Source organism: Burkholderia anthina, assembly GCF_001547525.1.
Classification (GTDB): Bacteria; Pseudomonadota; Gammaproteobacteria; order Burkholderiales; family Burkholderiaceae; genus Burkholderia; species Burkholderia semiarida.
Genome location: NZ_LNJP01000003.1, coordinates 213,365 through 239,043, shown reverse-complemented (window position 1 = coordinate 239,043; position 25,679 = coordinate 213,365). Strand labels below are relative to the sequence as shown.

The 25,679-nt window shown below is 68.4% G+C and carries 21 protein-coding genes; 9 read left to right on the top strand and 12 right to left on the bottom strand.

All coding sequences use genetic code 11. The features are described from left to right. Positions 1-88: 88 nt before the first annotated feature. The 4 genes from WS64_RS21405 (at position 89) to WS64_RS21390 (ending at position 7,798) form a co-directional block, all read left to right on the top strand. Positions 89-3,502, top strand: a complete 3,414-nt coding sequence (locus WS64_RS21405) for a transglutaminase family protein (RefSeq protein ID WP_060967638.1) — start codon at positions 89-91, stop codon at positions 3,500-3,502. Positions 3,503-3,716: 214 nt separating this feature from the next. Beyond that, a complete protein-coding gene (locus tag WS64_RS21400; protein WP_060967637.1) occupies positions 3,717-6,323 on the top strand; it encodes a circularly permuted type 2 ATP-grasp protein in 2,607 nt (868 codons plus the stop codon). Further along, positions 6,317-7,348 carry a transglutaminase family protein gene (locus WS64_RS21395; RefSeq protein WP_059639301.1) on the top strand — a complete coding sequence of 344 codons (1,032 nt, stop codon included), beginning with the start codon at positions 6,317-6,319 and terminating at the stop codon, positions 7,346-7,348. Before WS64_RS21400 ends, WS64_RS21395 begins: the two co-directional genes overlap by 7 nt. Positions 7,349-7,525: 177 nt before the next feature. Beyond that, positions 7,526-7,798, top strand: coding sequence for a hypothetical protein (locus WS64_RS21390; protein WP_059582375.1), 273 nt, complete (start codon positions 7,526-7,528; stop codon positions 7,796-7,798). Between the two features lie 60 nt (positions 7,799-7,858). On the opposite strand, the gene pip is transcribed toward WS64_RS21390, so the two are convergent. Next, positions 7,859-8,791 carry a prolyl aminopeptidase gene (gene pip / locus WS64_RS21385; protein ID WP_059639302.1) on the bottom strand — a complete coding sequence of 311 codons (933 nt, stop codon included), beginning with the start codon at positions 8,789-8,791 and terminating at the stop codon, positions 7,859-7,861. A gap of 330 nt (positions 8,792-9,121) precedes the next feature. Between pip and WS64_RS21380 the strand changes: the two genes are divergently transcribed. Continuing rightward, entirely contained in the window at positions 9,122-10,273 is a 1,152-nt protein-coding gene (locus tag WS64_RS21380) for an acyltransferase family protein (protein WP_060968533.1), read from the top strand. 29 nt (positions 10,274-10,302) lie between these two features. Here the strand turns inward: WS64_RS21380 and WS64_RS21375 are convergent, their stop codons facing one another. Together WS64_RS21375 and WS64_RS33215 are read right to left on the bottom strand one after the other, a co-directional pair. Then, positions 10,303-11,121, bottom strand: a complete 819-nt coding sequence (locus tag WS64_RS21375; protein WP_060967636.1) for a PA3715 family protein — start codon at positions 11,119-11,121, stop codon at positions 10,303-10,305. 317 nt (positions 11,122-11,438) lie between these two features. Beyond that, complete coding sequence (locus tag WS64_RS33215; protein ID WP_081059131.1) at positions 11,439-11,726, bottom strand: hypothetical protein; 288 nt, start codon at positions 11,724-11,726, stop codon at positions 11,439-11,441. A 350-nt stretch (positions 11,727-12,076) separates the two neighbouring features. Between WS64_RS33215 and WS64_RS21370 the strand changes: the two genes are divergently transcribed. Next, complete coding sequence (locus WS64_RS21370) at positions 12,077-12,313, top strand: hypothetical protein (protein ID WP_059582368.1); 237 nt, start codon at positions 12,077-12,079, stop codon at positions 12,311-12,313. A 90-nt stretch (positions 12,314-12,403) separates the two neighbouring features. Then, a complete protein-coding gene (locus tag WS64_RS21365) occupies positions 12,404-12,721 on the top strand; it encodes a hypothetical protein (protein ID WP_060311113.1) in 318 nt (105 codons plus the stop codon). 94 nt (positions 12,722-12,815) lie between these two features. On the opposite strand, the gene WS64_RS21360 is transcribed toward WS64_RS21365, so the two are convergent. Genes WS64_RS21360 through WS64_RS21330 form a run of 7 tightly spaced genes read right to left on the bottom strand, consistent with a single transcriptional unit; the run spans position 12,816 to position 20,036 of the window. Beyond that, positions 12,816-13,880 (bottom strand): 2-aminoethylphosphonate aminotransferase, encoded by a 1,065-nt coding sequence (locus WS64_RS21360; RefSeq protein ID WP_059582362.1) that lies wholly within the window; start codon positions 13,878-13,880, stop codon positions 12,816-12,818. Beyond that, positions 13,880-15,061 carry a phosphonopyruvate decarboxylase gene (aepY, locus tag WS64_RS21355; protein WP_060967635.1) on the bottom strand — a complete coding sequence of 394 codons (1,182 nt, stop codon included), beginning with the start codon at positions 15,059-15,061 and terminating at the stop codon, positions 13,880-13,882. Before aepY ends, WS64_RS21360 begins: the two co-directional genes overlap by 1 nt. Beyond that, on the bottom strand, positions 15,058-16,743 hold the full coding sequence (gene aepX, locus WS64_RS21350) for a phosphoenolpyruvate mutase (protein WP_059639307.1): 1,686 nt from the start codon (positions 16,741-16,743) through the stop codon (positions 15,058-15,060). The genes aepY and aepX overlap by 4 nt, the downstream gene beginning before the upstream one ends. Then, on the bottom strand, positions 16,740-17,507 hold the full coding sequence (locus WS64_RS21345; protein WP_059582354.1) for a phosphocholine cytidylyltransferase family protein: 768 nt from the start codon (positions 17,505-17,507) through the stop codon (positions 16,740-16,742). Before WS64_RS21345 ends, aepX begins: the two co-directional genes overlap by 4 nt. A 35-nt stretch (positions 17,508-17,542) precedes the next feature. Beyond that, the gene (locus WS64_RS21340; RefSeq protein ID WP_059582352.1) at positions 17,543-18,544 is read right to left on the bottom strand and encodes an HpnL family protein; all 1,002 of its coding nucleotides are present in this window, start codon (positions 18,542-18,544) and stop codon (positions 17,543-17,545) included. Next, positions 18,541-19,350 carry a HalD/BesD family halogenase gene (locus WS64_RS21335; protein ID WP_059582349.1) on the bottom strand — a complete coding sequence of 270 codons (810 nt, stop codon included), beginning with the start codon at positions 19,348-19,350 and terminating at the stop codon, positions 18,541-18,543. Before WS64_RS21335 ends, WS64_RS21340 begins: the two co-directional genes overlap by 4 nt. Beyond that, the gene (locus WS64_RS21330; protein WP_059582348.1) at positions 19,347-20,036 is read right to left on the bottom strand and encodes a CDP-alcohol phosphatidyltransferase family protein; all 690 of its coding nucleotides are present in this window, start codon (positions 20,034-20,036) and stop codon (positions 19,347-19,349) included. The genes WS64_RS21335 and WS64_RS21330 overlap by 4 nt, the downstream gene beginning before the upstream one ends. 654 nt (positions 20,037-20,690) lie before the next feature. Here WS64_RS21330 and WS64_RS21325 point away from each other — a divergent pair. Further along, a complete protein-coding gene (locus WS64_RS21325; RefSeq protein ID WP_060967634.1) occupies positions 20,691-22,205 on the top strand; it encodes an acetyl-CoA hydrolase/transferase family protein in 1,515 nt (504 codons plus the stop codon). Positions 22,206-22,491: 286 nt separating this feature from the next. Next, positions 22,492-22,917: a helix-turn-helix domain-containing protein gene (locus tag WS64_RS21320; protein WP_060967633.1), complete on the top strand. Its 426-nt coding sequence runs from the start codon at positions 22,492-22,494 to the stop codon at positions 22,915-22,917. Positions 22,918-23,065: 148 nt separating this feature from the next. Here WS64_RS21320 and WS64_RS21315 read toward each other — a convergent pair whose 3' ends face one another. Together WS64_RS21315 and WS64_RS21310 are read right to left on the bottom strand one after the other, a co-directional pair. Next, positions 23,066-23,947, bottom strand: a complete 882-nt coding sequence (locus WS64_RS21315; protein WP_060967632.1) for a helix-hairpin-helix domain-containing protein — start codon at positions 23,945-23,947, stop codon at positions 23,066-23,068. A gap of 182 nt (positions 23,948-24,129) precedes the next feature. Further along, entirely contained in the window at positions 24,130-25,653 is a 1,524-nt protein-coding gene (locus tag WS64_RS21310; protein WP_060967631.1) for a sigma-70 family RNA polymerase sigma factor, read from the bottom strand. Between the last annotated feature and the right edge of the window lie 26 nt (positions 25,654-25,679).

Below are 25,679 nucleotides of genomic sequence, written 5' to 3'. Positions count from 1 at the left end.
GGCGCGCTTTCGCCGAATCCGCCATGCCGGGCCGCCGCGTCGACAGCGACGCGGCGTGCGCGGCCGGCCCAACCCGACCCGAGCTCCCATGTCCATCCACGTCGCGCTGCATCACACCACCCGCTATCGCTACGACCGGCTCGTCAACCTCGGCCCGCAGGTCGTGCGGCTGCGGCCCGCGCCGCATTGCCGGACACCGATCCTCGCGTACTCGATGACGGTCGAGCCCGCGCAGCACTTCATCAACTGGCAGCAGGACCCGTTCTCGAACTATCTGGCGCGCCTCGTGTTTCCGGAGCGCACCGAGCACTTCGAGATCACGATCGATCTCGTCGCCGAGATGTCGGTGTACAACCCGTTCGACTTCTTCCTCGAAGCGAGCGCGGAGCAATATCCGTTCAGCTATGACGACGCGCTGAAGACCGAGCTCGCGCCGTATCTCGCGTGCGATCCGCAGACGAGCGCCGCGCCGCTGTTTCGCGCGTATCTCGACGGTGTGGACCGCACGCCGGCCGGCACCGTGAACTTCCTCGTCGCGCTGAACCAGCAGCTTCAGCGCGACATCGGCTATCTCGTGCGGATGGAGCCCGGCGTGCAGACGCCCGCGCAGACGCTCGAGCTCGCGTCCGGCTCGTGCCGCGACAGCGCGTGGTTGCTCGTGCAGCTGTGCCGCCATCTCGGCATCGCCGCGCGCTTCGTGTCGGGCTACCTGATCCAGCTCACGCCGGACGTCAAATCGCTCGACGGCCCGAGCGGCACGTCGGTCGATTTCACCGATCTGCACGCGTGGTGCGAGGTCTATCTACCGGGCGCCGGCTGGATCGGCTTCGATCCGACGTCGGGCCTGCTCGCCGGGGAAGGGCATATTCCGCTCGCGTGTACGCCGCAGCCGACGAGCGCGGCGCCGGTCGAAGGGCTGATCGACGAATGCGAGGTGTCGTTCGAGCACGAGATGAGCGTGACGCGCGTGTACGAATCGCCGCGCGTGACCAAGCCGTATACGGACTCGCAGTGGGATGCCGTGCTCGCGCTCGGCTCGCAGGTCGACGGCGCGCTGGCCGCCGGCGACGTGCGGCTCACGCAGGGCGGCGAGCCGACCTTCGTGTCGATCGACGATCGCGACGGCGCCGAGTGGAACACCGATGCGCTCGGCCCGACCAAGCGCGGCTACGCGACCGAACTCGTGCAGCGGCTGCGCGCCGAATACGGCGACGGCGGTTTCCTGCATTTCGGGCAGGGCAAGTGGTACCCGGGCGAGCAATTGCCGCGCTGGGCGCTGTCGATCTTCTGGCGCGCGGACGGCCAGCCCGTGTGGCAGGATCCTTCGCTGTTCGCCGACGAGCGCGAGCCGTCCTCGTACACCACCGACGACGCGAAGCGCTTCATCGATGCGCTCGCCGCGCGGCTGAACCTGACCGGCGAATTCATCCGGCCCGGCTACGAGGACGTCTGGTACTACCTGTGGCGCGAGCGCCGGCTGCCCGTCAACGTCGATCCGTTCGACGCGCGCCTCGACGACGAACTCGAGCGCGCGCGGCTGCGCAAGGTGTTCGAGCAGCAGCTCGACAGCGTGGTCGGCTACGTGCTGCCGGTGAAGCGGGTGGATGACACGCCGGGTCTCGACGGGCCGCGCTGGCAGACGGGCCCGTGGTTCTTCCGCGACGAGCGGATGTACCTCGTGCCGGGCGATTCGCCGATGGGCTATCGACTGCCGCTCGACTCGCTGCCGTGGACGGCCCGCGCCGACTATCCGTACCTCGTCGAGCGCGATCCGTTCGCACCGCGCGACGCACTGCCGGACGCCGCCGCCATGCGCGCCCGCTACGCGGGCCCGGCCGACGCGCCGCGCTATCTGGCCGGCGTGCATCGCGAAGCGTCCGCGCCGACCGTGATGCAGTGGCGCGACGACGGCGCGGCCGCGAGCGCTCGTGCGGGCGCCGTGGACCCGCATCGCCGGCCCGAGCGTTTCGAATCGGCCGCGTGGATCACGCGCACCGCGCTGTGCGTCGAAGTGCGCAACGGCATCCTGTACCTGTTCATGCCGCCGCTCGCCGCGCTCGAGGATTATCTCGACCTGCTCGGCGCGATCGAACTGACCGCGCACACGCTCGGCGTGAAACTCGTGCTCGAAGGCTATCCGCCGCCGCGCGACGCACGGCTGAAGCTGCTGCAGGTGACGCCCGATCCGGGCGTGATCGAGGTGAACATCCACCCGGCCGCGAGCTTCGACGAACTCGTCGACCACACCGAATTCCTGTACGACGCCGCGTGGCAGTCGCGGCTGTGCAGCGAGAAGTTCATGGTCGACGGGCGGCACGTCGGCACGGGCGGCGGCAACCACTTCGTGCTCGGCGGCGCGACGCCGGCCGACAGCCCGTTCCTGCGCCGGCCGGACCTGCTCGCGAGCCTGATCGCGTACTGGCACAACCATCCGTCGCTGTCGTACCTGTTCTCGGGGCTCTTCATCGGGCCGACGAGCCAGGCGCCGCGCGTCGACGAGGCGCGCAACGACCAGCTCTACGAGCTCGACATCGCGTTCGCGGAAATCCAGCGCAACAAGCTGCTGTTCGGGCAGGACATGCCGCCGTGGCTCGTCGATCGCGTGCTGCGCAACCTGCTGATCGACGTGACGGGCAACACGCACCGCAGCGAGTTCTGCATCGACAAGCTGTATTCGCCCGATTCGTCCACCGGCCGGCTCGGCCTGCTCGAACTGCGCGCGTTCGAGATGCCGCCGCATGCGCGGATGAGCATCGTGCAGCAACTGCTGCTGCGCGCGCTGGTCGCGCGCTTCTGGGCCGCGCCGTATACGACGCCGCTCACGCGCTGGGGCACCGCGCTGCACGACCGCTTCATGTTGCCGGAATTTCTTCGGATGGATTTCGACGACGTGCTGGCCGAGCTGCGCGACGCCGGCTTCGCGTTCGATCCGGCGTGGTTCGCGCCGCACTTCGAATTCCGTTTTCCGCTGTTCGGGCAGATCGCGGTGAACGGGATGCAGCTGTCGCTGCGCGGCGCGCTGGAACCGTGGCACGTGATGGGCGAGGAGGGCGCGCCCGGCGGCACGGTGCGCTACGTCGATTCGTCGGTCGAACGGCTCGAAGTGCGCGTGACGGGGCTGAACGACAACCGGCACGTGGTGACCGTCAACGGCCGCGCGCTGCCGCTGCAGCCGACCGGCACCGTCGGCGAATACGTGGCGGGCGTGCGCTACAAGGCATGGGCGCCGCCGTCGGCGTTGCATCCGACCATCGGCGTGCACGCGCCGCTCACGTTCGACATCGTCGATACGTGGCTGCAGCGCTCGCTCGGCGGCTGCCGGTATCACGTCGCGCATCCGGGCGGGCGCAACTACGCGACGTTCCCGATCAATGCATACGAAGCCGAGAGCCGCCGGCTCGCGCGCTTCGTCGAGATCGGCCACACGCCGGGGCGGATGGAGGTCGCGGCCGCCGCGCCGAGCCGCGAATTTCCGTTCACGCTCGACTTGCGGCGGCCGTGATCGATCGATGACAGGGAGGACGACGATGCGCGGTTCGCGACCTCCGGGCCCGCCGGTCGGTCGCGACGCCGCCGGAGTGCTAGGATGCGGACAGATTGCGGTTCCGCGCTGCGGCTTGCCGCCCGACTGGCGGCGCGCGTGCGCGGCCGCACCCTGACGACGGAACGACATCGTGCCGCCCATTGACCTCGATCATCTCGCCGCCCTCGACGCGATGCCCACGCTTTTCGATACCGGCGCCCAGCCGGACGCCGCCGAACTGGCCGCCGCGCTCGCGGCGCCGGCCGCCGCCGGCCGTTACGACGAACTGCGCGGCAGCGCGGCCGGCCTGAACGCGCCTGCGCTTGCGCCCGCATGGCGCAGTTTCTTCACGTCGATCGGCAGCGACGGCGTGGCCGACCTCGACCGCCGCGCCGATGCACTGCACCGGCGCATGCGCGAGAACGGGCTGTTCTACCAGTTGCACGAGCAGCGCGCCGGCGACGGTGCGGTCGGCCCGTGGTCGCTCGACCTGCTGCCGCTGATCGTCACACCGGAGGACTGGGTCGCGATCGAGCGCGGCGTGCTGCAGCGCGTGCGGCTGCTCGACGCGACGCTGGCCGACCTGTACGGTCCGCAGACGATCCTGGAGCGCGGGCTGCTGCCGCCCGCGCTCGTCACGGGCCACCCCGGCTACTTGCGCGCGATGCGCGGCGCACGCGTGCCGGGCGACACGTGGCTGCACGTCGTCGCGTTCGATCTCGCGCGCGGCCCCGACGGCCAATGGCGGATCGTCGCACAGCACACGCAGGGCCCGGCCGGGCTCGGCTATCTGCTCGAGAACCGGCTGATCGTGTCGCGGCTCTTTCCGCGCGGGTTTCGCGGGCTGCGCGTGCAGCGCCTCGCATCCGCGTATCGCGCGCTGCTGCAAAGCATGCAGTCGCTCAGCCCCGCCGCGAAGAATTCGCGGATCGTGCTGCTGACGCCGGGGCCGCACAGCGCAACCTATTTCGAGCATGCGTATCTCGCCCGCTATCTCGGCCTCACGCTCGTGGAAGGCGGCGACCTGACCGCGCGCGACAACCGCGTATTCCTGAAGACGCTCAGCGGGCTCGAGCCGGTGCATGGCATCCTGCGGCGCGTCGACGATGCGTGGCTCGATCCGCTCGAACTGCGGCCCGATTCGATGCTCGGCGTGCCGGGGCTGTTGCAGGCCGTGCGCGCGGGCAATGTGCTGCTCGCGAACGCGCCGGGCTCGGGTTTCCTCGAATCGCCGGCGATGCTCGGCTTCATGCCGCGTCTCGCGGAAGCGCTGCTCGGCGAAACGCTGACGCTGCCGGCCGTGCATTCGTGGTGGTGCGGCGAGGCGGCCGCGTGCGACGACGCGCTGCCGCAGCTCGCGCGCAGCATCGTCAAGGCATCCTATCCGCCCGACGTGCAGGAAGGCGGGGCGTTCGAACCGGTGATCGGCGCGCGGCTCACGCAGGCGCAATTGGCGGAATGGCGCGCGCGGATTCTCGCGCGGCCCGAACACTACACGGTGCAGGCCGACCTGCCGCTGTCGCAGGCGCCGACCTGGCCGCGGCCCGATGCCCCCGACGGCAACGGCAGCGCACGGATCGTGCCGAAGCCGCTGTTGCTGCGCGTGTTCGCGCTTGCGGACGGCGCGCGGCGTTGGCGGCTCCTGCCGGGCGGGCTGTCTCGGGTCGGCACGCGCGACGCGCTGTTCAACGCGCCGATGCCGCGCGGCGGCAGCACCGTCGATACGTGGGTGATGACCGAAGGCATCGTCGATTCGACGACGCTGCTGCAGACGCACCTCGGCCCCGACGATCTCGTCGAGCGGCCGCGCGCGATCGCGAGCCGCGCGGCCGAGAACCTGTTCTGGCTCGGCCGCTACACCGAGCGCGCGACCAACCTGATGCGCCTCGCGCGCGCCGCGCTCGAGCGGCTGCGCGGCGAAGACGACGTCGACAGCCCCGCGCATCTGGAACTGATCGACACGCTGTGCCGCGACACCGGGCTGGTCGCGGCCGACGCGCCGCACGCCGTCGATGCGCCGCAGGCATTTCAGTACGCGCTGGCGACGTCGCTCACGCGCGGCGCCGATCGCACGTCGGGCATCGCGTCGTGCCTGTTCGGCATGCGTGGCGCGGCGGCCGCGATCCGCGAACGGCTGTCGAGCGATCAGTGGCGGCTGATCGACGACGCGACCCAACTGTTCGCGGACAGCGCAGGGCAGCCGGAAGCCGAGGAGCAGATCGGCAACGACGCGCTGCAGTTGCTGGAGCGCCTCGGGCTGCTGCTCGGCGCGATCACCGGCGCGCAGACCGACAACATGACGCGCGACGACGGCTGGCGATTGCTGTCGATCGGCCGACAGATCGACCGGCTCGACTTCCTGTGCAGCGTGCTGAAGTTCGCGTTCGACGAAGGGGCCGTGCATCGGCAGGACGGCTTCGAACTCGTGCTGGAACTGTTCGACAGCACGATCACGTTCCGTTCGCGGTTCCAGCGCGGCTTCGACGTCGCGCCGCTGCTGTCGCTCGTCGTGCTCGATACCGACAATCCGCGTTCGCTCGGCTGGGTCGTGCAGGCGCTGCGCGGCCGGCTGACGAAGGTCGAGCGCAGCGAAGGCTACGCGCTGTCCGAGCTGGCCGAGACGGTTCCGGACATACCCGCGTGGTCGCTCCACGAGCTGTGCGAGACCGCCGAAGGCGGTCGGCACGACAAGCTGCTCGCCGCGCTCGACACGACGGTGAAGGCGGTGTGGGAACTGTCGAACCGGATCGGCGAGCGCTATTTCAGCCACGTGCGCGAGGCGGGCAGGACGCTATGGTGACGACGAAAGGCGCACCGAAAACGCCATCCGGTGCCGGCCATGCACGGCAGGCAGCGGCCGCGGCTCCGGCCGCCGTCGCGCCGGGCCGGTTGCTGCGCGTCACGCACGACACCGAATACCGTTACGCGGCGCGTGTCGAATCCGCGCAGCACCAGGCTCGCCTGCAACCGCTCGCGACGCCGCGCCAGCAGGTGCTGTCGTTCTCGCTCGACATCGAGCCCGCGCCGGAATCGGTCTGCACCGAGATCGACGCGTTCGGCAACGCGCGCGCGTCGTTCGCACTGAACCAGCCGCACGACGCGCTGCTCGTGCGCAGCCGCAGCACGGTGCACGTGACGCCGCCGATGTGGTCGCTTGGCGCCCGCGGCGAGCCGCCGCCGTCGATCGCGAATCCGGACGCCGCGCATGCCACCGCATGGGAGGCCGTGCGCGACCGCTTGCGGTTCCGCGCGGGGCAGCCTTACGACCCGGCAAGCGAGTTCGTGTTCGCGTCGCCGCATGTAGCGTGCGATCCCGAACTCGCCGCGTACGCGGCTGCGAGCTTCACGCCGCAACGGCCGCTCGTGCAGGCGGCGTGGGACCTGATGCGGCGCGTGCATGCCGATTTCGCGTACACGCCGAACAGCACCGACATCACGACGTCGGCACTCGATGCGCTGCGGTTGCGCAAGGGCGTGTGCCAGGATTTCGCGCACGTGATGATCGGCGCGCTGCGCTCGCTCGGGCTGGCCGCGCGTTACGTCAGCGGCTACCTGCTGACGCAGCCGCCGCCCGGACAGCCGCGGCTGATCGGCGCCGACGCGTCGCATGCGTGGGTCGACGTGTACGATCCGGCGTGGCCCGAGGATGGCGGCTGGCTGCAACTCGATCCGACCAACGATCGCGCGCCGGGCGACGACTACGTGATGCTGTCGGTCGGGCGCGACTATGCCGACGTGACGCCGCTGCGCGGCGTGATCCGCGGCGGCGGCGCGGATCAGGAGCTGAAGGTCGGCGTGACGGTCGAGCCGCTCGATGCGGCTTGACGGTACTGCCGGGCGGGGCTCGCACCCTTTAAGTCTTCGTTAATACTGCACGCCTAGCATGGTGGTGCTGGCGAACGGTCCGAACTCAGGTCCCGCGCGCCGGCGGCACGCGCGGGTGCGTCGACGTCACGGCGCCGCGCCGTCGCGCGTCGCCATTTCCATGCAACGGCGGCGGACATGATCAAGCACTTCGACTACACGCTCGGCAACGAGACGATCGAGCTTTGTGCGAGCTTCGGCGCGGGTCCGGCGTTTCGGCGCGTGCTCGTGAGCCGCGCGGATTCGATGGAAACGCTCGTGGTGCTCGATGCGCGCGGGCTATCGGGCTTGCTGAAGGTGGCGACCGAGGAACCGGAAGGGCTGCTCGACGACGCGATCCGCAAGGTCGGCGACGAACAGCTCGTCGAACGGGCGATCAGCGGCCGGACGATCGTCGAAGCCGCGTTGTGACCGGCGGCGCGTAAGCGTGCCCGCAGGCACGGCGACACGCGCCGCGCCGCATTCCGTCGATCACGCAGCGAACCGGTCCGTCGCCGCGACGAGCGCCTCCAGAATCCCCGGCTCGTTGTACGCATGCCCCGCGCCGGGCACGATCTCGAACGTCGCATCCGGCCACGCCTTCGACAACTCCCACGCGGTGCGCGCCGGCGTCGCGACGTCGTAGCGGCCCTGCACGATCACGCCCGGAATGCCGGCGAGCCGATGTGCGTCGCGCAGCAACTGGCCTTCCTCGACGAAACCCTTGTTCACGAAGTAGTGGTTTTCGATCCGCGCGAACGCGAGCGCATAGTGGCCGTCCCCGAAATGCGCGGCGAGCGCGGGATCGGGCAGCAGCGTGATCGTGCGGCCTTCCCAGATGCTCCACGCGCGCGCGGCTTCGAGTTTCGCGGCTTCGTCGTCGCCGGTCAGCCGGCGATGGTAGGCGGCCATCAGATCGCCGCGCTCGGCTTCCGGAATCGGTGCGAGGAAGTCTTCCCAGTGATCGGGAAACAGCCACGACGCGCCTTCCTGGTAGTACCACAGCAGTTCCGCGCGACGCATCGTGAAGATGCCGCGCACGATCAGCGCGCTCACGCGTTCGGGGTGGGTCTCCGCGTACGCGATCGCCAGCGCGCTGCCCCACGAGCCGCCGAACACCAGCCATTGTTCGGCGCCGACCATTTCGCGCAGGCGTTCGATATCGGCGACCAGATCCCACGTCGTGTTGTTCTCGAGGCTCGCATGCGGCGTCGAGCGCCCGCAGCCGCGCTGGTCGAACAGCAGGATGTCGTAGCGCTCGGGATCGAACAGGCGGCGGTGGTCCGGGCCGCAGCCGGCGCCGGGGCCGCCGTGCAGGAACACGGCGGGCTTGCCGGCCGGGTTGCCGCAGCGTTCCCAGTAGATGCGGTGGCCGTCGCCGGTGTCGAGATGGCCGTGGGCGTAGGGTTCGATCGGTGGGTACACAGACAGGCTCCGGTGAGGTCGACAGGAGGCGGACGAGGCGCGGGCCGATGTGCGGACGGGTACGGTCGAGCGGATGTTGCTGCGCCGCAAGATTCGTTGCGTAGGCATCGGACCGGCCGCCGCCGGACAAGGCTTGTCATTATGCCCATTCGTCGCGCAGGGCGTGGGCGCGCCGTGGCGCGGCGTCGCCTCGTCGGCGGCATGTGCCACGCGGATTTTTGAAGCAATTTCATTCCGATATTTTTCATACAAAATCCCGGCGACATGTCGGCGGGCCGGTCGGGCGCCGGCCGATTCCTGTTCCTTTACCGTGCCAACGGAAACCAGCCGATGAACCATCGCGTCACGCAGTTGACCGGGTTGCGCGCCGTCGCGGTCGCGATGGTCGTCGTCGGTCACGCCGAGCATGTGCTGCCCGGCGGCTATACGGGCTGGTACGCGCCGTTGCGGCTGATCGCCGACGGCCGGCTCGGCGTGCTGATCTTCTTCGTGCTGAGCGGTTTCCTGATCACCAACGTGCTGCGCGCCGAGTTCGCGCGCACGGGCGGCATCGCGCTGACGTCGTTCTACGTGCGCCGGGCGCTGCGGATCTGGCCGGCCTGCTACGTGTATCTCGCGGCCGTTGCGATCGTCGCGTTCGCCGGCGGGGTCGACGTCGATCGTCGGCAGTGGCTCTATGCAGCGCTGCACCTGTGGAATTACTCGGCGTGGTTCGGGCTGACCGGCGACAACGCGCTGCACCCCGACGGCGCGTGGTATCTCGGCCATTTCTGGTCGCTCGCGCTCGAGGAGCAGTTCTACTGGTTCTGGCCGTTGCTGTTCGTGCTCGGCATCCGCCGCGCCGGCACGCGCTGGCTGGCCGCGCTGATCCTGGTCGTGCCGCTGGTGCGCACCGTCACGTATTTCGTTGCGCCGGCGCTGCGCGGGCAGCTCGGGATGATGCTGCACACCGGTGTCGATCCGATCCTGATCGGCTGCTATGCGTCGCTCAACCGCGAACGGCTTGAAGCGTGGATCGGCTCGTGGCGCGGCGAGGCGCGCATCGTGACGGCGCTCGTCTTCGTCGTGCTGATCGGCATGCCGCTCGCCGAGCACCGGCTCGGCGGCTTCTGGAATGCGACGTACGGCGTGACGCTCGAAGCCGCGCTGATCGCGATCGTGATCGTCGTGCTGAATTTCCGCGGCGAGTTCTGGTGCGCGCGGTGGTTGCGTACGCGGCCGGTCGTGTTCGTGGGTACGATCTCGTTCAGTCTTTATCTGTGGCAGCAGCCGTTCGCGAACCCGCATCTGCCGGTCGCGCATGCGTTTCCGCTCGGCATCGTGTGGGCGCTGGCGGCCGCGACGGCCAGTTACTTCCTCGTCGAAAAACCGTTCCTGCGGCTGAAGGATCGCTATACGGCGCGCGAGGGGCGGCGTGTGCGGGATGACGCGTTGCGGATGCCGGCGCCGACCGAGGCGATCGGGGCGAAGGTGGTGGAGTAGGTGGGGTAGCGCCGCGATTCACTGCGGTCTTACTGGAAGCGCTTCATTGCGGCGGGCGAATACCAGAAGTTCCGGAACATGTCGATTCCATAGGACTTGCCGTCGTAGTGGACGACCGTGCGCGCCGTGCGCTTGCCCGTATCCGAGTAATCACCGTTCTTGCGCTGCGTCGTCGTGATGTGTGCCGTGATCGACAGGTCGGCAAAGCCGTGGCTCGATGTTTTCTCGACGGCGATCGTCATACGGGCCTCTTCACTGCGCGCATCGCCGACGCCACGGCCGCAGGCGTCGCCTTCGACGCTGATCCATCCGTAGAGGTTGGTGCCGAACACCGGGCGGATTCGGTTGCCTTCGCGAATCCACAGCGTCAGTTCTTCGCTCGCATTCGCGTCGGGGCAACTTGGCCCGCGTGCGCTGCTGGTAAACACGACGCCGAACGCCCGTACGTCGGGCGACAACCGGTAGGGCGCCGTGTCGATGCGATAGCTGTTCTCGCCGATTTCCGTTGCCGCATCCTCTTCGACCACCGATCGCTCGGCCGCCACGACCTTGCCGCCCTCGACGAGCGCGACGACCTGAAGCTTTTTGCTTTCATCGGGATTCGTGCTCTTCGGCAGCGAATCGAACGCGACGGCGGCGATCGTCGTTTCCGGCGCGCTCGGCATCGCCTTGCATGACGATGCGACGACGAGCCGGTCCGCGTCGCGCGTGGCGATGCGCGCGCTCGCGATGCCGGCCCAGCGGGCGACGGCTGCGACGACTGCGTCGCTGCAAGACTGGCTGTCGGCAGCGTGAACGACGGGGGAGGCGACGAGCGTCAGCATTGGGGCGAAGCGCAAGATTCTCATTGTCGCGATCGGAAATGTGTCTTCATCGGTATTCGTGGGCGTTGCCTCCCGACCCACTTCCGTCGGCCGATTCCAACGGGATTGACGTTCGGCATTGACGGACCATCGGTCGTTCAGGATGGCGGGCATGCGTCGTTCGCGATCGAAGCGGGTGCACGGAGGTTACCGTCGACAGGTGCACGAGACGGCTTGCTTCGCGGCGCGAACACGGCGCTCGGCATTCGGCACACTCGTCGGCTCGCGGCACGACGCAGCACATGGTAATGAGGCATTCCGTCCCGGTCGATGTGCACGGCCGATACCGACGGACGGCGCTTTCATAGATCGACAACTGACGCGCCGTTCACCTTCCCGTCGACGATGTCCTTGCCTTGCTGCCGGGCCGCCCGCCTCGCCACTCCAAAGTCGGAGAATGTGTGGGGCTGGTTCAGTCGGAAAACACGGCTTGAAGGCGCGCTTGCCATCGAGGCCGGGCGACATATGCGCACCGCGATGTCATACCCTTCGGCGTAACGGGAATGCCTGTCAAAGCGATGGAACGTGCGGGAGAAGACAAGGGGATGAAGTTCGTACCCCTTATAGAGAAGAAACGGATAGGTTGGCATGTTGGTTGCTCCATAAGGGGAAGCCCACTATACACGGAACGGTTGGGGCGGGGTGACGCGGATGACGAGGCGCGCATTCGCACTCGTCGCGGCCAGCCGAAATAAAGTGGTTGCCTGTCCGGCGATACGCGTATGATGGTTTCATCCGAGCCGCATGTGCATATCGATGGCTCCCCCTTCCAGCCTGGGCCGCACCCCCGGCTTGCGCACGGTATTTTCCGTCTCTTCGACCCGCGGTGCCGTGCGGCATGCATCCGTCGGAACCGGCTCCCGTGCCGCCGTTCGAGCGAACCCTGGTGTTCTCGCTGGGCATCGATTCAAGATGCAAATATTAATCAAAGGCGGCGAACATGAGCTGGTACTGCGATGTGGAGCGCGAATTGGTACATATCAGGCGGTCGATCGGGCTGCTTGAACAAGCCCAACACGCCTTCGTCAACAAATCGTCCGTAAGTGATCCTTCGTATTGGCGGATCAGGCTCAACAAACTCCGCAAGCAATCCAACCGAAACAGGATCCTCGAGCTCCAGGTGGACGAGCTTCTAGGGCGCATCGACGGAATTCAAGTTCCGCGCTGCGGCAAATAGGCCTCTGTTCGGTCGCCCTTGTTATTCCGCGGCTGCACGCGTAACCGGGGGCAGCTCGAGCAAGCCGATTTCAAATTCAGGAGCAACATCATGATTGACGCCAGCCCAAGCAACACGTTTCGACATCTCCCGCTCTCGCCGGAGCAAGACGCGGAAATCCGGCATTACATCAAGAGGAAGGAGCAAAGGGGCGAGCAATGGGATACCCAGGAACTGGCAATGATGCTCGGCGACATGCTTGCGCCTCCGCCGAACGACGATGAGAAGCCGGAGCCCACCGTTGAAGAAACGAGACTGGCATGCGAGTTTGCATTGGCATCGATCGACGAAGCCATGGGATCTGTTTCCGCCAGCGAAGAACGGCTCGCCGCGGTGGAGGCCGAGGAAATGAAACACCCCAGGGGATAGGGCATTGCCGACACCCATGTGTCACGTCCACGATTGTTCAGGACAAGAAAAAAGGCCCTTGCGGGCCTTTCGTGGACGAAGGTGAGGGCAGCGCTTACCGCGTCAACTGGGTAAAACCATCCAGCAACCGCTCGACATCGGCCGCCTGAATCGCGCCCATCGTCGAGATCCGGAACAGTTCCTTCGACAGCCCGCCTTGCCCGGCGTAGATCACGAAGCCGCGCGCCTTCAGCCCGTCGTGCAGGGTTTCGTACGTCACACCCTGCGGCAGCCTGTACGCACGCAAAACCACCGACGACTCGCCTTCCGGCAGCACCAGCGGCATCCCGCGTGCAACAAGCCCCGCCTGCGCCTGATCGGCAAGCGCCTTGTAATGCGCATGCCGAGCACGCCAGCCGCCGGCCTCATCGAACTCGCGCAGCGCTTCGACCAACGCGTAATACGCATGCACGGACGGCGTAAACGGCGTATTCCGCTGATCCTGCAGCTTCGCAAGCCGCCCGAGATCGAGGTAATACGTGCGGCTCGCGGCCTTCGCGAGCGCACTACGGCGCACGATCACGAACGCGGCACCCGGCACACCATGCAGGCACTTGTTCGCGGTCGCGGCAACCGCATCGATGTCGCCACCTGCAAAATCGATCGCTTCCGCGCCGAAGCTGCTGACGCCGTCCACGAGCATCTTCACGCCGCGCGCACGGCACACCTCGGCGATGGCGCCGAGGTCGTTCAGCCGGCCCGTCGTCGTTTCGTGATGGATCACCGCGACATGCGAGTAGCGGCCCGCGTCGAGGCGAGCGCCAATCTGCGCGACATCCGGCGCCTGCATCCACTCGTGCTTCAGCACATCGTGCGCGATGCCGTACTGCGTGGCGATCTGCGTGATCCGCTCGCCGTACACGCCGTTCTCGATCACGAGCAGCTTGCCGTCCTGCGGCACGAGCGCGGCGATCATGCTTTCGACGGCGGCGGTGCCGGAACCGGTCATCAGCACGGCGGCCCATTCGGCCGGGTCGAGTTCATACGCGGCAACGAGCCGCGCGCGCGCTTCGTCCTGCAAGTCGAAGAATTCGCCTTCGCGATGGCACAGGTCGGGTTGCAGCAGGCTGCGGCGCACGCGTTCGGAGAGCGTGACCGGGCCGGGGTTCAGCAGCAGCATCAATGGGCTCCTTCGACGTGGGCTTCGGTCTGCGCGGCGCCGATGTGCCGCATCAGACGGGTCTTGACCTCGACCGGCGTGACGGTCGGGCGCGGCAGGCCGTCGGGCACGCCGGTGCGGATCGCAATGCGCACGAACTGTGCACCGTCGCCCGTGGCAGCCAGCGCCGCATCGAGCACGTCGAGCGTATCGCCTTCGACCGCCGACGCATAACCGCACGAAGCGGCGACACCCGCGAACGACACATGCTGCGACACCGTCGCCTGGCCGCCCGTCGATTCGTGCGCGCCATTGTCGAGCAGCACGTGCGTGAGGTTGGCCGGGCCGTAGGTACCGAGCGTTGCGAACACGCCCATGCGCATCAGCGCGGCGCCGTCGCCGTCGACGGCCACCACGCGCAGGTCGGGGCGCGCGAGCGCGAGGCCGAGCGCGAGCGGCGTCACGCAGCCCATCGAGCCGACCATGTAAAGCTGGTTCGGGCGATCGTCGAGCGCGTAGAGTTCGCGGCCGCAGAAACCGGTCGACGCGAGCACGACGGTCGAATCGACCGGCGTATGCGCAATCACGCGTTGCAGCGCGTCGTGACGGGTCGGCCATGCATCGGCCGACGCGGCGCGCGCCGACGATTGCGCGGCGACGTGCGCGCGCGGCTTCGCGGCCGGGTTCGCCTTCAGTTCATACGGCGCGACGCTGCCTTTCTGCATCACGAGCGCGTACGGGCGGCCCGTCGCGTCCATGTGCGCGATCGCGCGGTCGAGTGCCGGGCCGACCTGTTCCGGGTCGGTCGGGAACGTCTCCCACGGGATCTCCATCGTGTCGAGCATCGCGGGCGTGATCGGGCCCATCAGCGCGTGCTGCGGCTCGTCGGCCACGCCCGGCTGGCCGCGCCACGTGACGATCAGCAACTGCGGCAGGCGGAACGTCCAGGTGAGCGACGTGAGCGGGCTCACCGCGTTGCCGAGCCCCGAGTTCTGCATCATCGCGATCCCGCGCTTGCCGCCGAGCGTCGCGCCGGCGATCAGTGCGACCGCGTCGCCTTCGTTCGCGGCCGACACGTAATGCAGCGTCGGGTCCTGCAACACGTAATTGATGAACGGCGTCAGGTACGAGCAGGGCACGCCCGCGTACCAGTCGAAGCCGCGTTCGCGCGCGGCCTCGACGAACTGGGCCGCCTCGATCATTGCGCGCCCCCGTTGGCGGTGCCCGGCTCGGACAGCGGCGTCTGGCCGTGCGCGAAATCGCCCGCGCGGCGGAAGTCTTCGAGGTCGTTGACGCCGCGCCAATGGCCGTGCACGTACTGCACCTCGATCTTCTCGCCGGCGGCGATCAGTTCGTTCAGCAGCGACGGGATGTCGAGCGTGTCGAAATCAGGACGCGCCTGCAGCGTCGCGAGCATCGCCTTCAGGCGGTCGACGCCGGCGCCGCGCACGTTCAGCAGGCCGATCCAGCGGCCGTGCGGCGTGCCCGCGGCGACGTCGCTCGACACGCGCTGCAGGTAGGTCTTCTGACCGAACAGGCCGCGATCGTCGGCCGCCGAGCAGAGGGCGAAGTCGCGCACGCTCTGGTTGGTCTCGGTGAGCGACGAATCGACCACCACGCTGAACTCGGCCTCGCTCTCCGCGAGGTCGCGCACGATGTAGCTGCGGAACAGCAGGTCGCCGTACGAGATCACGGTGTCGCCGGTCAGGCGGTCGGCCGCGCACGCGAGCGATGCGAGCTCGCCCGTCTGCGCATGGCGCTCGTTGACGACGAGCTTGATGCCCGACGTGTCGATCGCATCGGCGCGATAGCCGCCGACCACGGTGATGTCGTTCACGCCGTGCGTCTTGAAGCCGTCGACGAGCCAGCGCAGCAGCGGCTTGCCGGCGACCGGCAGCATGACCTTGGGTTTATCTTCGGTGACGGCTTCGAGGCCCTTGCCGCGGCTCGCGGCGAGCACGATCGCCGCATTCGACGCGCGCGACGACGAAGACAGGTAGATACGCTCGGCAGCCGAGTACTCGTCGGCGTCCTGCAGGCGGAAGATCTCGTTGACCGATGCGACGCGGTCCTCGACGTTGATCAGCGTTTGGCTCTCGTGGATCTCGCGCGCGGTCGCCTGCATCGCGGATGCCGACGCGCGGATCAGGTGGTTCGCCCAGATCACGGTGCTGATGCCGGCCTGGCGGAACACGTCGGTCGGCGTGCTGTAGTACTTGGTCGGCACGATCACGAGCGGCGCCTTGCCGCTCCATTCGCGTGCGAACTGCAGGATTTCGTCGGGACGCGACAGCTTGCTGTGGATCAGGATCGCGTCGGCGCCGGCTTCCGCGTACGCGTTCGCGCGGCGCAGCGCCTCGTCCATCCCCCAGCCCGCGATCAGCGCTTCGACGCGCGCGACGATCGAGAAGTCGGGGTCGGTCTGCGAATCCTTGCCGGCCTTGATCTTGCCGCAGAATTCGTCGATCTCGGCGAGCGGCTGGCGTTCGCCGCCGATGAAGCTGTTGGTCTTCGGAAACTGCTTGTCCTCGATGCACACGCCGGCGATGCCGCGCTGCTCGAGCTTCTTCACGAGGCGGCGCACGTTGTTGAAGTTGCCGTAGCCGGTGTCGCCGTCGAGCAGGATCGGCAGGTCGCTCGCGTCGGCCATGAATTCGAGCACGTCGACGACCTGCGTCCAGCTCGCTTCGTTGTTGTCGCGCACGCCGAACTGCGCGGAGATCGCGAGGCCCGAGGCCCAGATGCCCTTGAAGCCGGCCTCGCGGACGATCCGCGCGGACAGGCCGTTGTGCGCTTCCATCAGGAATTCGAGATCGCTGCTGACGAGCATGCGGCGCAGGCGCGCGCTGCGCGATTCGGTGAAGTTGGGTTCGCGTGCGTTCATCGTGCGGCTCCGGCGGTAGTGCGTTGAATCAGGGGAAGAATGTCTTGCGTCGCGCGTGCGACGTCGTTCGGGAAATCGATCTCGATCCACGGCGAGCCGGTGACGTCGGCGACGTCGAACGAATGGCCGCCTTCGAGCAGCAGGTCGCGCACGGCTTCCTCGTGCGGCATGTTCGCGCGGCCGCTGTCGACGTAGCCCGCGACGATCGTCGCGAGGCGGCGCGCGGTGCCTTCGGTGAAGCGGAAGAAGCCGACGGATTCGCCGATCGTGTCGTAGTCGAGGTCGACCGCGAGCTGCTTGCGCAGCTCGACCGGCACGCCGTTCTTCAGGCACAGCTTGACGGGTTCGTCGCCGGCTTCGAAGTCGCGGTCGATCAGCAGGCGGTCGACCGCGCGGTCGGAATCGGCCACTAGCGCATGCAGGATGTTCTCGTCGTACAGCACGTCCGCGTCCATCAGCAGCACGTCGCCGCCGCGCGTCATTGCCTCGGCGACGGTATGCACGGTCAGCACGCTGCCGAGGTCGTAGCGGTCGTTGATCACGATCTCGGCGGTGCGGCCGAGGCGCTTCAGTTCCTGCTCGACCTTCTCGTGCTGAAAGCCGAGCCCGAGCACGATCTCGTCGACGCCCGCGGCGTCGAGCACGCGCAGATGGCGCTCGAGCAGCGACACGTCGTCGAAGCGCAGCAGGCACTTCGGAAACTGCGCTTCGGGCGGTTGTTGCAGGCGCAAGCCGAGGCCTGCCGCAAGAATGATGGCTCGCATGGGTTCTCCAACCAAAAAGCCGGCGATCTGAACGATCAGTCGGCGAGCGGCTGCGGCGCACGGCGCCGCTGCCAGTTTCTTTCACTGAAATGCAGATAGAGCAGGCCGGGCAGGCCGAGCGCGAGTTCGCGCGCACGCTTCGCGAGCGACAGCGCGAGCGCCGCGTCGGGCGGCAAGCCGACCAGCGGCGCGAGCAGCAGGTAGCCGCCTTCCTGCGCACCGAGCGAGCCCGGGATCGCGAAGGCCGCGCCGCGAATCGCCTGGCCGACGCTTTCGAGCAGCAGCGCGTCGAGCCAGCTCACCGGATGCCCGAGGAAGTGCAGCGCGAGCCACACTTCCGCGGTGCCGACGATCCAGCCGACGAGACTCAACGCGAAGGTCTTCGCGACTTTCGCGCGGTCGCGGTACAGCGCGCCGACGGCGCCGTCGATCGCGTCGGCGCGCGTGGCGAGCGACGACCAATCGCGCGGGCCGAGCAGCTTCGACGCGAGGCGCAGGCCGCGGCCGAACAGGCCGCGCCGCTGCGCCAGATAGAACATCACCGCGAGCGCGCCGAGCACGCCGGTGGCGATCAGCGCGGGCGTGCGCAGGTGCGCGACCGACTCGTGCGTCGCATACAGGCTGAACGCGGCGATGCCGATCAGCGCGAAGGCCATCTGCGAGAGCGCCTGCATCGTCGTGCCGACGGTCACGGCGGCGGCCGCGTCGGCCATCCGCGTGCCGCGCTGCGCGAGGTGGCGCACCATCAGCACGGGGCCGCCGATCTGCCCGGCGGGCAGCAGGCTGTTCACCGACTCGCCGACCCAGCGCGCGCGCAGCGCATTGCCGAGTTCGGCGCCCGGCTGTCCGCGGCGGAACATGACCGTAATGGCTACTGCGTCGATCACGAGCGGCACGACGTGGAACGCCGCGACGAGCGCGAGGCCCCAGCCGGCCGCGAGGAACGTGGACGCCACCGCGCCGACGCCTTGCCAGGCCAGCAGGGCGATGAAGAGTGCGGTCCCGAGGGACAGCAGGATGAGGCCCGCGCGTGTCATGACCCGCTCGTGCGTCGCGTCGCCAGCTGCTTGAAGACCTGGCGGAAACCGAAATACGCGATCGCGTCCTTCATGTTCGAGATGAAACGCTTCCACGGCCGCATGCCGGGGTTCGTCACGTATTCGAACGTGAGCGACACGCGCATCTCGTTCTGGCCGAGCGGCGTGATGCGGTGGCGCAGCTTGTCGCCGTCGAACAGCACGATGCCGCCGTCGGCGATCTGCACGGAGCCCGGTTCGTCGGGCACGTCCGGGTTGCGCGTATGCAGCTCGTAGTCGAGTCGGCACGACGATTCGTCGATCACGCCGATCAGCAGCGTGTAGCGGCGGCCGTCGTAGTACGACGTGTCGTAGTGCCAGCCGATGTGGTCGCCGGGTTTCGTGTAGTAGTAGAGCGCGTACGCGTGCGGATCGTCGTCCGGCGACAGCATCAGCTTGTCGCCGGTGATTTTCTCGAGGAAGCCGATCAGCGCCTTCGAGCGATACAGCTCGGCGATGTACGGCGCCTGCTCGTCGATCGTATGGCGGCTCACGCTGCCGCCCTGCTTGTGGCCGGGCAGGTAATTGCGGTTCAGGCCGGCCTGCATCGCACGCGCGGCATCCGCCAGCTTCGCGTGCGCGTCGGCCGGCAGGAATGCGTCGAGATAGAGGAACGAGCCCTGGCGCGTGTAGTCGCCACGCAGGCGCTCGAGGTCGAGCCGGCCGACGCAGTCGGCCACGGTGCGATCGGGATCGGCCGCCTTCGCGCGCACGGGCGCGGGGCGTGCCGGGCTCAGCACGGAATCGTCGCGCGTGCTAGGAGTCATTTGGAAGCCTGGATTTCGGTTGAATTCTGCGAAAGGTCGCCGCGGTTGCCGCGCCGCACGACGCGCCACCAGTCGATCACGACCCAGGCGGCGAACAGCGGGGCGCCGATCGACGCCGCGAGCAGGAACGGCTGCACGCCGTCGACGAGCGTCACGATCGGCAGCAGGTACAGCACGTCCTCGGTCTCGAAGCCGCCGGCGAACGCCTGCTTGGTGCCGGCCTTGCCGGCGATCGATTCGATCCGCATGCGCAGGAAGAAGATCAGCGCGACGGCCGCGCCGGCCACGGCGCCGAGCAGCACCGGCGACGCGGCCATCTGGCCGCCCTGGGCGACGATGCCGACGCCCATGCTGACGAACAGCGCGACCGTGACGAGCGCATCGGCCGCGAGGTCGTAAAAATGACCGATCTTGCTGGACTTGCCGCTGATGCGCGCGAGCTCGCCGTCGGTGTGGTCGACGAAGTTCGACAGCACGATCAGGAACGCGCCCGCATTGCTCCAGCCGAAGCCGCCGTGCGCGAGGCACCAGGCGCCGGCGAGGCCGATCAGCAGGCGAAGGGTGGTGAGGTGATTCGGGGTGACCGGCGTATCGACGAGCGGTCGGACAAGCGAGCGCGCGAGCCGCGCATCCCACGTGCGTGGCAGGGGCGGTTCGGGGTGTGTGGCGGTTTTTCTTTGGTCCATCGGCGAAATATATACGGAATTGTAATTTGTTGCTTTTTATTCGATCAATGTCCTGACATGCGGGAGTGTTACCGCGTCTTGCAGGCATCGGCCGGTTCGAAAACGCGCCGGCGAACGAGGCCGCCGACCAGGCGGCCGGACCCACTTTCCAGTGTGGTCCGCATCGCGCGGCTGTCAAGGCCGCACGGGCTTCGCGGGCCGGCGCCGGCGCGCTTTTCGCGCCGGTCGGCCGGCGGCGCGCGATGGACCGGAGCTTGACCTCCGTCAGGCCGGGAAAGAGCGCAGCGGGCGACAATCGGGCACGCCGGACGGGTGTCGTCCATTGCCGAACCAAAGGCCGTCAATGTCGAGGGACCTCCGTCGATTGATGCGCGACGGCCGGCGATCGCGAACCGGCGATTCCGCCCCGATGCTTTCACGTACCTTTCGCGCGCATCGGGCAGGCCGATCGCCTGTCACGGAACGGTCGTTCGATACCCGGCAAATCCGGCAAGGATCTTTTGCATCCAGCGGACATTTCGCGGCGATCGCCTCTGCGATACTCCGACCGTGCCCGTGGTGCCGGGCCGCCCCTCGCGGCCCCAAGGGCTTCGCGTCGCTCAGGAGACACCCCCCGCGACGTCAACGACAGACCAAAGCGTCAGATAACCAGCCATGTCTTCATCACGCATCCTCGCTCCCGCCCTGCGTTCGCTCGTCCGCACCGCCGACGAAGCCGCCGCGCTGATCCGCCCCGGCATGACCGTCGCCATGAGCGGCTTCACCGGGTCGGGCTATCCGAAGGCCGTGCCGGCCGCGCTGGCCGCCCATATCGACGCGGCGCACGCGCGCGGCGAGGACTTCCGGATCAACGTGCTGACGGGCGCGTCGACCGCACCGGAACTCGACGGCGCGCTCGCCCGTACCGACGGCATCTCGATGCGGCTGCCGTACCAGTCCGACCCGACGTTGCGCGACAAGATCAACGGCGGCGAAGTCGATTACCAGGACGTCCACCTGAGCCACGTCGCGCAATATGCATGGTTCGGGCTGTACGGCGATCTCGACGTCGCGATCGTCGAAGTCGCGGGCATCCGCGAGGACGGGCTGCTGATTCCGTCCGCGTCGATCGGCAACAACAAGACCTGGCTCGAGCGCGCGAAGCACGTGATCCTCGAAGTGAATGCGCGCCAGCCGCTCGGCCTCGACGGGATGCACGACATCTACTACGGCACCGCGCTGCCGCCGCACCGCAAGCCGATTCCGCTGACGAAGAGCGACGACCGGATCGGCGAGCCGTACCTGCGCTGCCCGGCCGACAAGATCGTCGCGATCGTCGAAACCGACGCGCCGGACCGCAGCAATGCGTTCACCGCGCCGGACGCGACTTCCAGGCAGATCGCGCTGCAACTGATCGACTTCCTGCGCCACGAAGTGAAGCGCGGCCGCCTGCCGGAAAACCTGCTGCCGCTGCAGTCGGGCGTCGGCAACATCACGAACGCGGTGCTCGCGGAACTGAGTTCGGCCGGCTTCTCGAACCTGACGGCCTACACCGAGGTGATCCAGGACGGCATGCTCGACCTGCTCGACGACGGCACGCTGAGCTTCGCGTCGGCCACCGCGCTGTCGCTGAGCCCGGCTGCGGTGCAGCGTTTCGCCGACGACATCGCGACGTTCCGCGAGAAGATCGTGCTGCGCCCGCAGGAGATCAGCAACCATCCGGAACTCGTGCGCCGCCTCGGCTGCATCGCGATGAACGGGATGATCGAGGCCGACATCTACGGCAACGTGAATTCGACGCACGTGATGGGCACGAAGATCCAGAACGGCATCGGCGGCTCGGGCGACTTCGCGCGCAACGGCTATCTGTCGTGCTTCATGTCCGCGAGCACCGCGAAGGGCGGGGCGATCTCGCGGATCGTGCCGATGGCGAGCCACGTCGACCATACCGAGCACGACGTCGCGGTGGTCGTCACCGAGCAGGGGCTGGCCGACCTGCGCGGCCTGTCGCCGAAGCAGCGCGCGCGCAAGATCATCGCGACCTGCGCGCACCCGGACTACCGCCCGATGCTCGAGGATTACTTCGAGCGCGCGTCGCGCGAAAGCTTCGGCAAGCACACGCCGCATCTGCTGGCCGAGGCGCTGTCGTGGCACGAGCGCTACGTGCGCACCGGGACGATGAAGGCCTGACGAGCGGGCCCGCGGCGGGCGCGCGCCCGTCGCAGTCGAGCGACGGAATGCCGAGCGCCCGCCGCCGGAACAGCGTCGACAGCTCCATCGCGAGCGTGGCGCCCGCGTCGATCACAGCAGTTTGAATGGGCCGCCGGGCGTGCTCGTCGCGCACGTCGGCCGCGGACGGCGATGGTGCGGCGGCGCGGCGGAATACGACGCGGGGCCAACGGTTTCATGGGGCCCGGACTTGTCTTGATGGAGTCGAGCGACTATCTTGCAACCTCAAGCGAACTTGAGGTCAAGCATGAGCCGACTGGACATTGCGGACGTTGCGCGGCGCACGGGACTGCCTGCATCGACGCTGCGTTACTACGAGGAAAAGGGGCTGATCGTCCCGATCGGCCGGCATGGGCTGCGGCGGCAATACGACGAGTCGGTGCTGGAGCGTCTGGCGTTGATCGCGCTCGGCCGCGAGGCCGGTTTCTCGCTCGACGACATCCTCGCGATGGTCGGCACCGAGGGCCGGCCGGCGATCGACCGCGCGAAACTCGATGACAAGGCTGACGAGCTCGACCGCACGATTCGCCGTCTCGGCGCGGTGCGCGATGCGCTGCGGCATGCGGCCGTATGCCCGGCGGTGAACCATCTCGAATGCCCGTCGTTCCAGAAGCTGCTGCGCATTGCCGCGCATCGCCATCCGGCGCGCCGCGCGAAGCCGGAAGGCGCGTAGGCAGCGAGCCCGCGCGAGGCAGGATGCGCCGCGATAGCCGTGCGACCGCCGGACGGCTACGTGGCGACGTCACGGGTTCGACGTGCCGAATGCGACGAGGCGACATCGTCCGTGCCGGCTTCGGCATCCGCGAAACAGCCGCGCCTGCTCATCCCGCGTAATACACGCGGCATTCCATTTCGCGCCCGCGCACGATCCGCTTGCCGACGAGTGCGCCGTACGTTTCGGTGAACACGGTGCGCTGGTGCTCGCACTGCACGGCGTCGTAGAAGTAGAGCGAGACCCAGTCGGTCGGGCGCCCGGCTTCCGGCGTGCGCATGGCGGCCTGCTGGCTCAGCGCCGTGAAATGCCAGCCGCCCTTGGTCATGTGCATCACGGGCGGCGGCACGTAACCGTCCGCGTTCAGGCGCCGGTGCGTGAGCGTCGGCAGCACGCCGGCGGCCGCCTTGTTGCGGTACTGGCGATCGATGTAAAGCAGCAGTTCGACCGGCGGCTCCGTGCCGGGGCCGGCGTTTCGCATGTGACCTTGCCAGCGTCGGCGGCGGCTCAGCACGTCGTCGAGCGCGGCGCGGATGCCGACCGCGCGCCGCGGGCCGACGCCCGCGATCGTTTCGAGCTGGCCGTTGCGGGCCGCGCGTTCGAGTTCCTCCAGCGTATCGATGTGCAGCGCGTCATGAATGCGCAGCGCGAGCGCGTGACCGATGCCCGGCACGGCTTCGAATGCGGACGCGCGTTCCGCGTCGCCGCGCAGGCGGTCGAGCTGGCGCCAGCGCCCGGTCACCAGCAGCTCGGCGATCGCCTGCGCGACGCCCGCACCGATGTCGGGCAGCGCGCCGAGCGCCTCGACGCCGCCGGTTTCGAACACGGTGCGGACGTCGCGGTCGAGCGCATCGACCGTGTCGGCCGCCGCGCGGTACGCGGCGACCCGGTACGGATTCGCGCCCTGGTCGACGAGCCGTTGCGCGGCCTCGCGCAGGCAGGCCGCGATAGGCCGGTTTTCCTCGTACGTCTGGCTGACGGTCGACTGCATGGCGAGGGACCCGGAAAGCACAAACGGAATGGCTGCGGCGAGCGATGCGCCGGTCGGCTTTCAACCATTGTCGTGACGCGCGATGAAGAAAACTTGATGTGCGTCAATGGCAAACGTAGCACAGGCGCGCAGTGCACGGTCATCCAGCATTTCGGCACGACCGTGCGCGGCGCGCGATGCGGTTACGCGTCGAGAAACGACTGCGCGTTCTCGGCCTCGGCGGCCGTGCGCAGCGCGGCGAGCGCCCGTTTCTCGATTTGCCGCACGCGCTCGCGCGACATTCCCGCATCCTGCGCGATCGCGTCGTAGGTGTCGGGCTCGGCGCCGCCGAGGCCGAACCGCCGGCGCAGCACGTCGGCCTCGGTCGGCGTGACCGACCGCAGCAGCGACAGCACGCATTCGCGCATGCGCGTGTCGGCCAGTTGCTCGAACGGGCTGGCCGATGCCCGATCCTCGATCAATTCCACGAGGCCGGTATCCGCATCGGGCAGCGGCGTGTCGAGCGAAACCGGCTCGGCCGGCAGCGCGAGCACCGCGCGCAGCTTGTCTTCGTCGAGGCCGGTTTCGGCCGCGAGTTCGGCCGGCGTGGCCCGACGGCCCGTGCGCTGGCGAAAGCGCAGCACATGCCGCTGCACGCGCTGATACTGGTCGCCGACGTGCACCGGCACGCGGATCGTGCGGGAGCGATCCGCGACCGCCCGTGCGATCGCCTGGCGGATCCACCACGTCGCATAGGTCGAGAACTTGAACCCGCGCCGGTATTCGAATTTCTCGATCGCGCGCATCAGGCCGAGGCAACCGTCCTGCACGAGGTCGGACAGGTCGACGCCGCGGTTCAGGTACTTGCGCGCGATCGACAGCACGAGCCGCAGGTTCGCCTCGAGCATCGCGCGCGTTGCATCGCGCACCTTTTGCTGGCCGTCGCTCAGCGCCGCCGCGAGCGCGCGCCGTGCGACCGCGTCGAAGTGCGCTGCATCGACTGCCGACGGATCGTGCGCTGCGCTCGCGAGTGCGCGCACGGTACGGCTTGCGTCGTCGACGGCCGGCGCGACCCACGCGAGCGAGCCGAGCAGGGCGGCCACGTGGTTGCGCGCGTCGCGATATTCGTCCGAACGGCTGCCATGCGCATGCAGCGCGCCGCGCAGCGCCGAGACCGCCGCGTGCAGCGCATCGTAGCGGGCGGGCGCCGGCGTATCGTCGTCGCCGTCGGCCGACCCGGTCGCGCCTGTCGTGCGATGACGCTCGAGCAGCACGTCGACCGCAGGCGGATAGCCGGCGATCGCATGCAGTACCTGATGACGGCCCGTCTCGATTTCGCGGGCGAGCGCGATTTCGCCTTCGCGCGTGAGCAGCGGCACCGCTTGCATGCGCCGCATGTAGAGCGCGAGCGGATCGGTCGACGCGCTCGTGCCGCGTGCGAGGTCGCCGAGCATGGCCCTGCCTTCGTCGAGCGCGTCGCGATCGACCTCGACCGGCGCCGCGCCGGCGAACGGTGCGGGCGCGGCCGGCTCGTCGAGTACCGCGATGCCGATGTCGGCGAGCGCGGCGCGCACGACGTCGAGCGCGTCGGGGCTGTCGCTTTCGGGCGGCAGCGCGTCGACGAGGTCGGCGTGCGTCAGATAACCCTGCTCGCCGGCGAGCGCCAGCAACTGGATGATCGGATCGAGCGGTGTGTCCGCCCGGAGAGTGGGGCGTGGCGTAGTCATGTCGATGGCGGCGCGAGCCGCGTTCC

Excerpts from the sequence above, each read along its gene's own strand:
- WS64_RS21365 (WP_060311113.1), top strand. The coding sequence starts at position 12,404 with ATGATTGACGCCAGCCCAAGCAACACGTTTCGACATCTCCCGCTCTCG.
- WS64_RS21390 (WP_059582375.1), top strand. The coding sequence starts at position 7,526 with ATGATCAAGCACTTCGACTACACGCTCGGCAACGAGACGATCGAGCTT.
- WS64_RS21325 (WP_060967634.1), top strand. The coding sequence starts at position 20,691 with ATGTCTTCATCACGCATCCTCGCTCCCGCCCTGCGTTCGCTCGTCCGC.
- WS64_RS21335 (WP_059582349.1), bottom strand. The coding sequence starts at position 19,350 with ATGACTCCTAGCACGCGCGACGATTCCGTGCTGAGCCCGGCACGCCCC.
- aepX (WP_059639307.1), bottom strand. The coding sequence starts at position 16,743 with ATGAACGCACGCGAACCCAACTTCACCGAATCGCGCAGCGCGCGCCTG.
- WS64_RS21345 (WP_059582354.1), bottom strand. The coding sequence starts at position 17,507 with ATGCGAGCCATCATTCTTGCGGCAGGCCTCGGCTTGCGCCTGCAACAA.
- WS64_RS21315 (WP_060967632.1), bottom strand. The coding sequence starts at position 23,947 with ATGCAGTCGACCGTCAGCCAGACGTACGAGGAAAACCGGCCTATCGCG.
- WS64_RS21395 (WP_059639301.1), top strand. The coding sequence starts at position 6,317 with ATGGTGACGACGAAAGGCGCACCGAAAACGCCATCCGGTGCCGGCCAT.
- WS64_RS21320 (WP_060967633.1), top strand. The coding sequence starts at position 22,492 with ATGAGCCGACTGGACATTGCGGACGTTGCGCGGCGCACGGGACTGCCT.
- WS64_RS21360 (WP_059582362.1), bottom strand. The coding sequence starts at position 13,880 with ATGCTGCTGCTGAACCCCGGCCCGGTCACGCTCTCCGAACGCGTGCGC.
- WS64_RS33215 (WP_081059131.1), bottom strand. The coding sequence starts at position 11,726 with ATGCCAACCTATCCGTTTCTTCTCTATAAGGGGTACGAACTTCATCCC.
- WS64_RS21380 (WP_060968533.1), top strand. The coding sequence starts at position 9,122 with ATGAACCATCGCGTCACGCAGTTGACCGGGTTGCGCGCCGTCGCGGTC.
- WS64_RS21340 (WP_059582352.1), bottom strand. The coding sequence starts at position 18,544 with ATGACACGCGCGGGCCTCATCCTGCTGTCCCTCGGGACCGCACTCTTC.
- WS64_RS21405 (WP_060967638.1), top strand. The coding sequence starts at position 89 with ATGTCCATCCACGTCGCGCTGCATCACACCACCCGCTATCGCTACGAC.
- WS64_RS21330 (WP_059582348.1), bottom strand. The coding sequence starts at position 20,036 with ATGGACCAAAGAAAAACCGCCACACACCCCGAACCGCCCCTGCCACGC.
- WS64_RS21370 (WP_059582368.1), top strand. The coding sequence starts at position 12,077 with ATGAGCTGGTACTGCGATGTGGAGCGCGAATTGGTACATATCAGGCGG.
- aepY (WP_060967635.1), bottom strand. The coding sequence starts at position 15,061 with ATGATCGAGGCGGCCCAGTTCGTCGAGGCCGCGCGCGAACGCGGCTTC.
- WS64_RS21375 (WP_060967636.1), bottom strand. The coding sequence starts at position 11,121 with ATGAGAATCTTGCGCTTCGCCCCAATGCTGACGCTCGTCGCCTCCCCC.
- WS64_RS21310 (WP_060967631.1), bottom strand. The coding sequence starts at position 25,653 with ATGACTACGCCACGCCCCACTCTCCGGGCGGACACACCGCTCGATCCG.
- WS64_RS21400 (WP_060967637.1), top strand. The coding sequence starts at position 3,717 with ATGCCCACGCTTTTCGATACCGGCGCCCAGCCGGACGCCGCCGAACTG.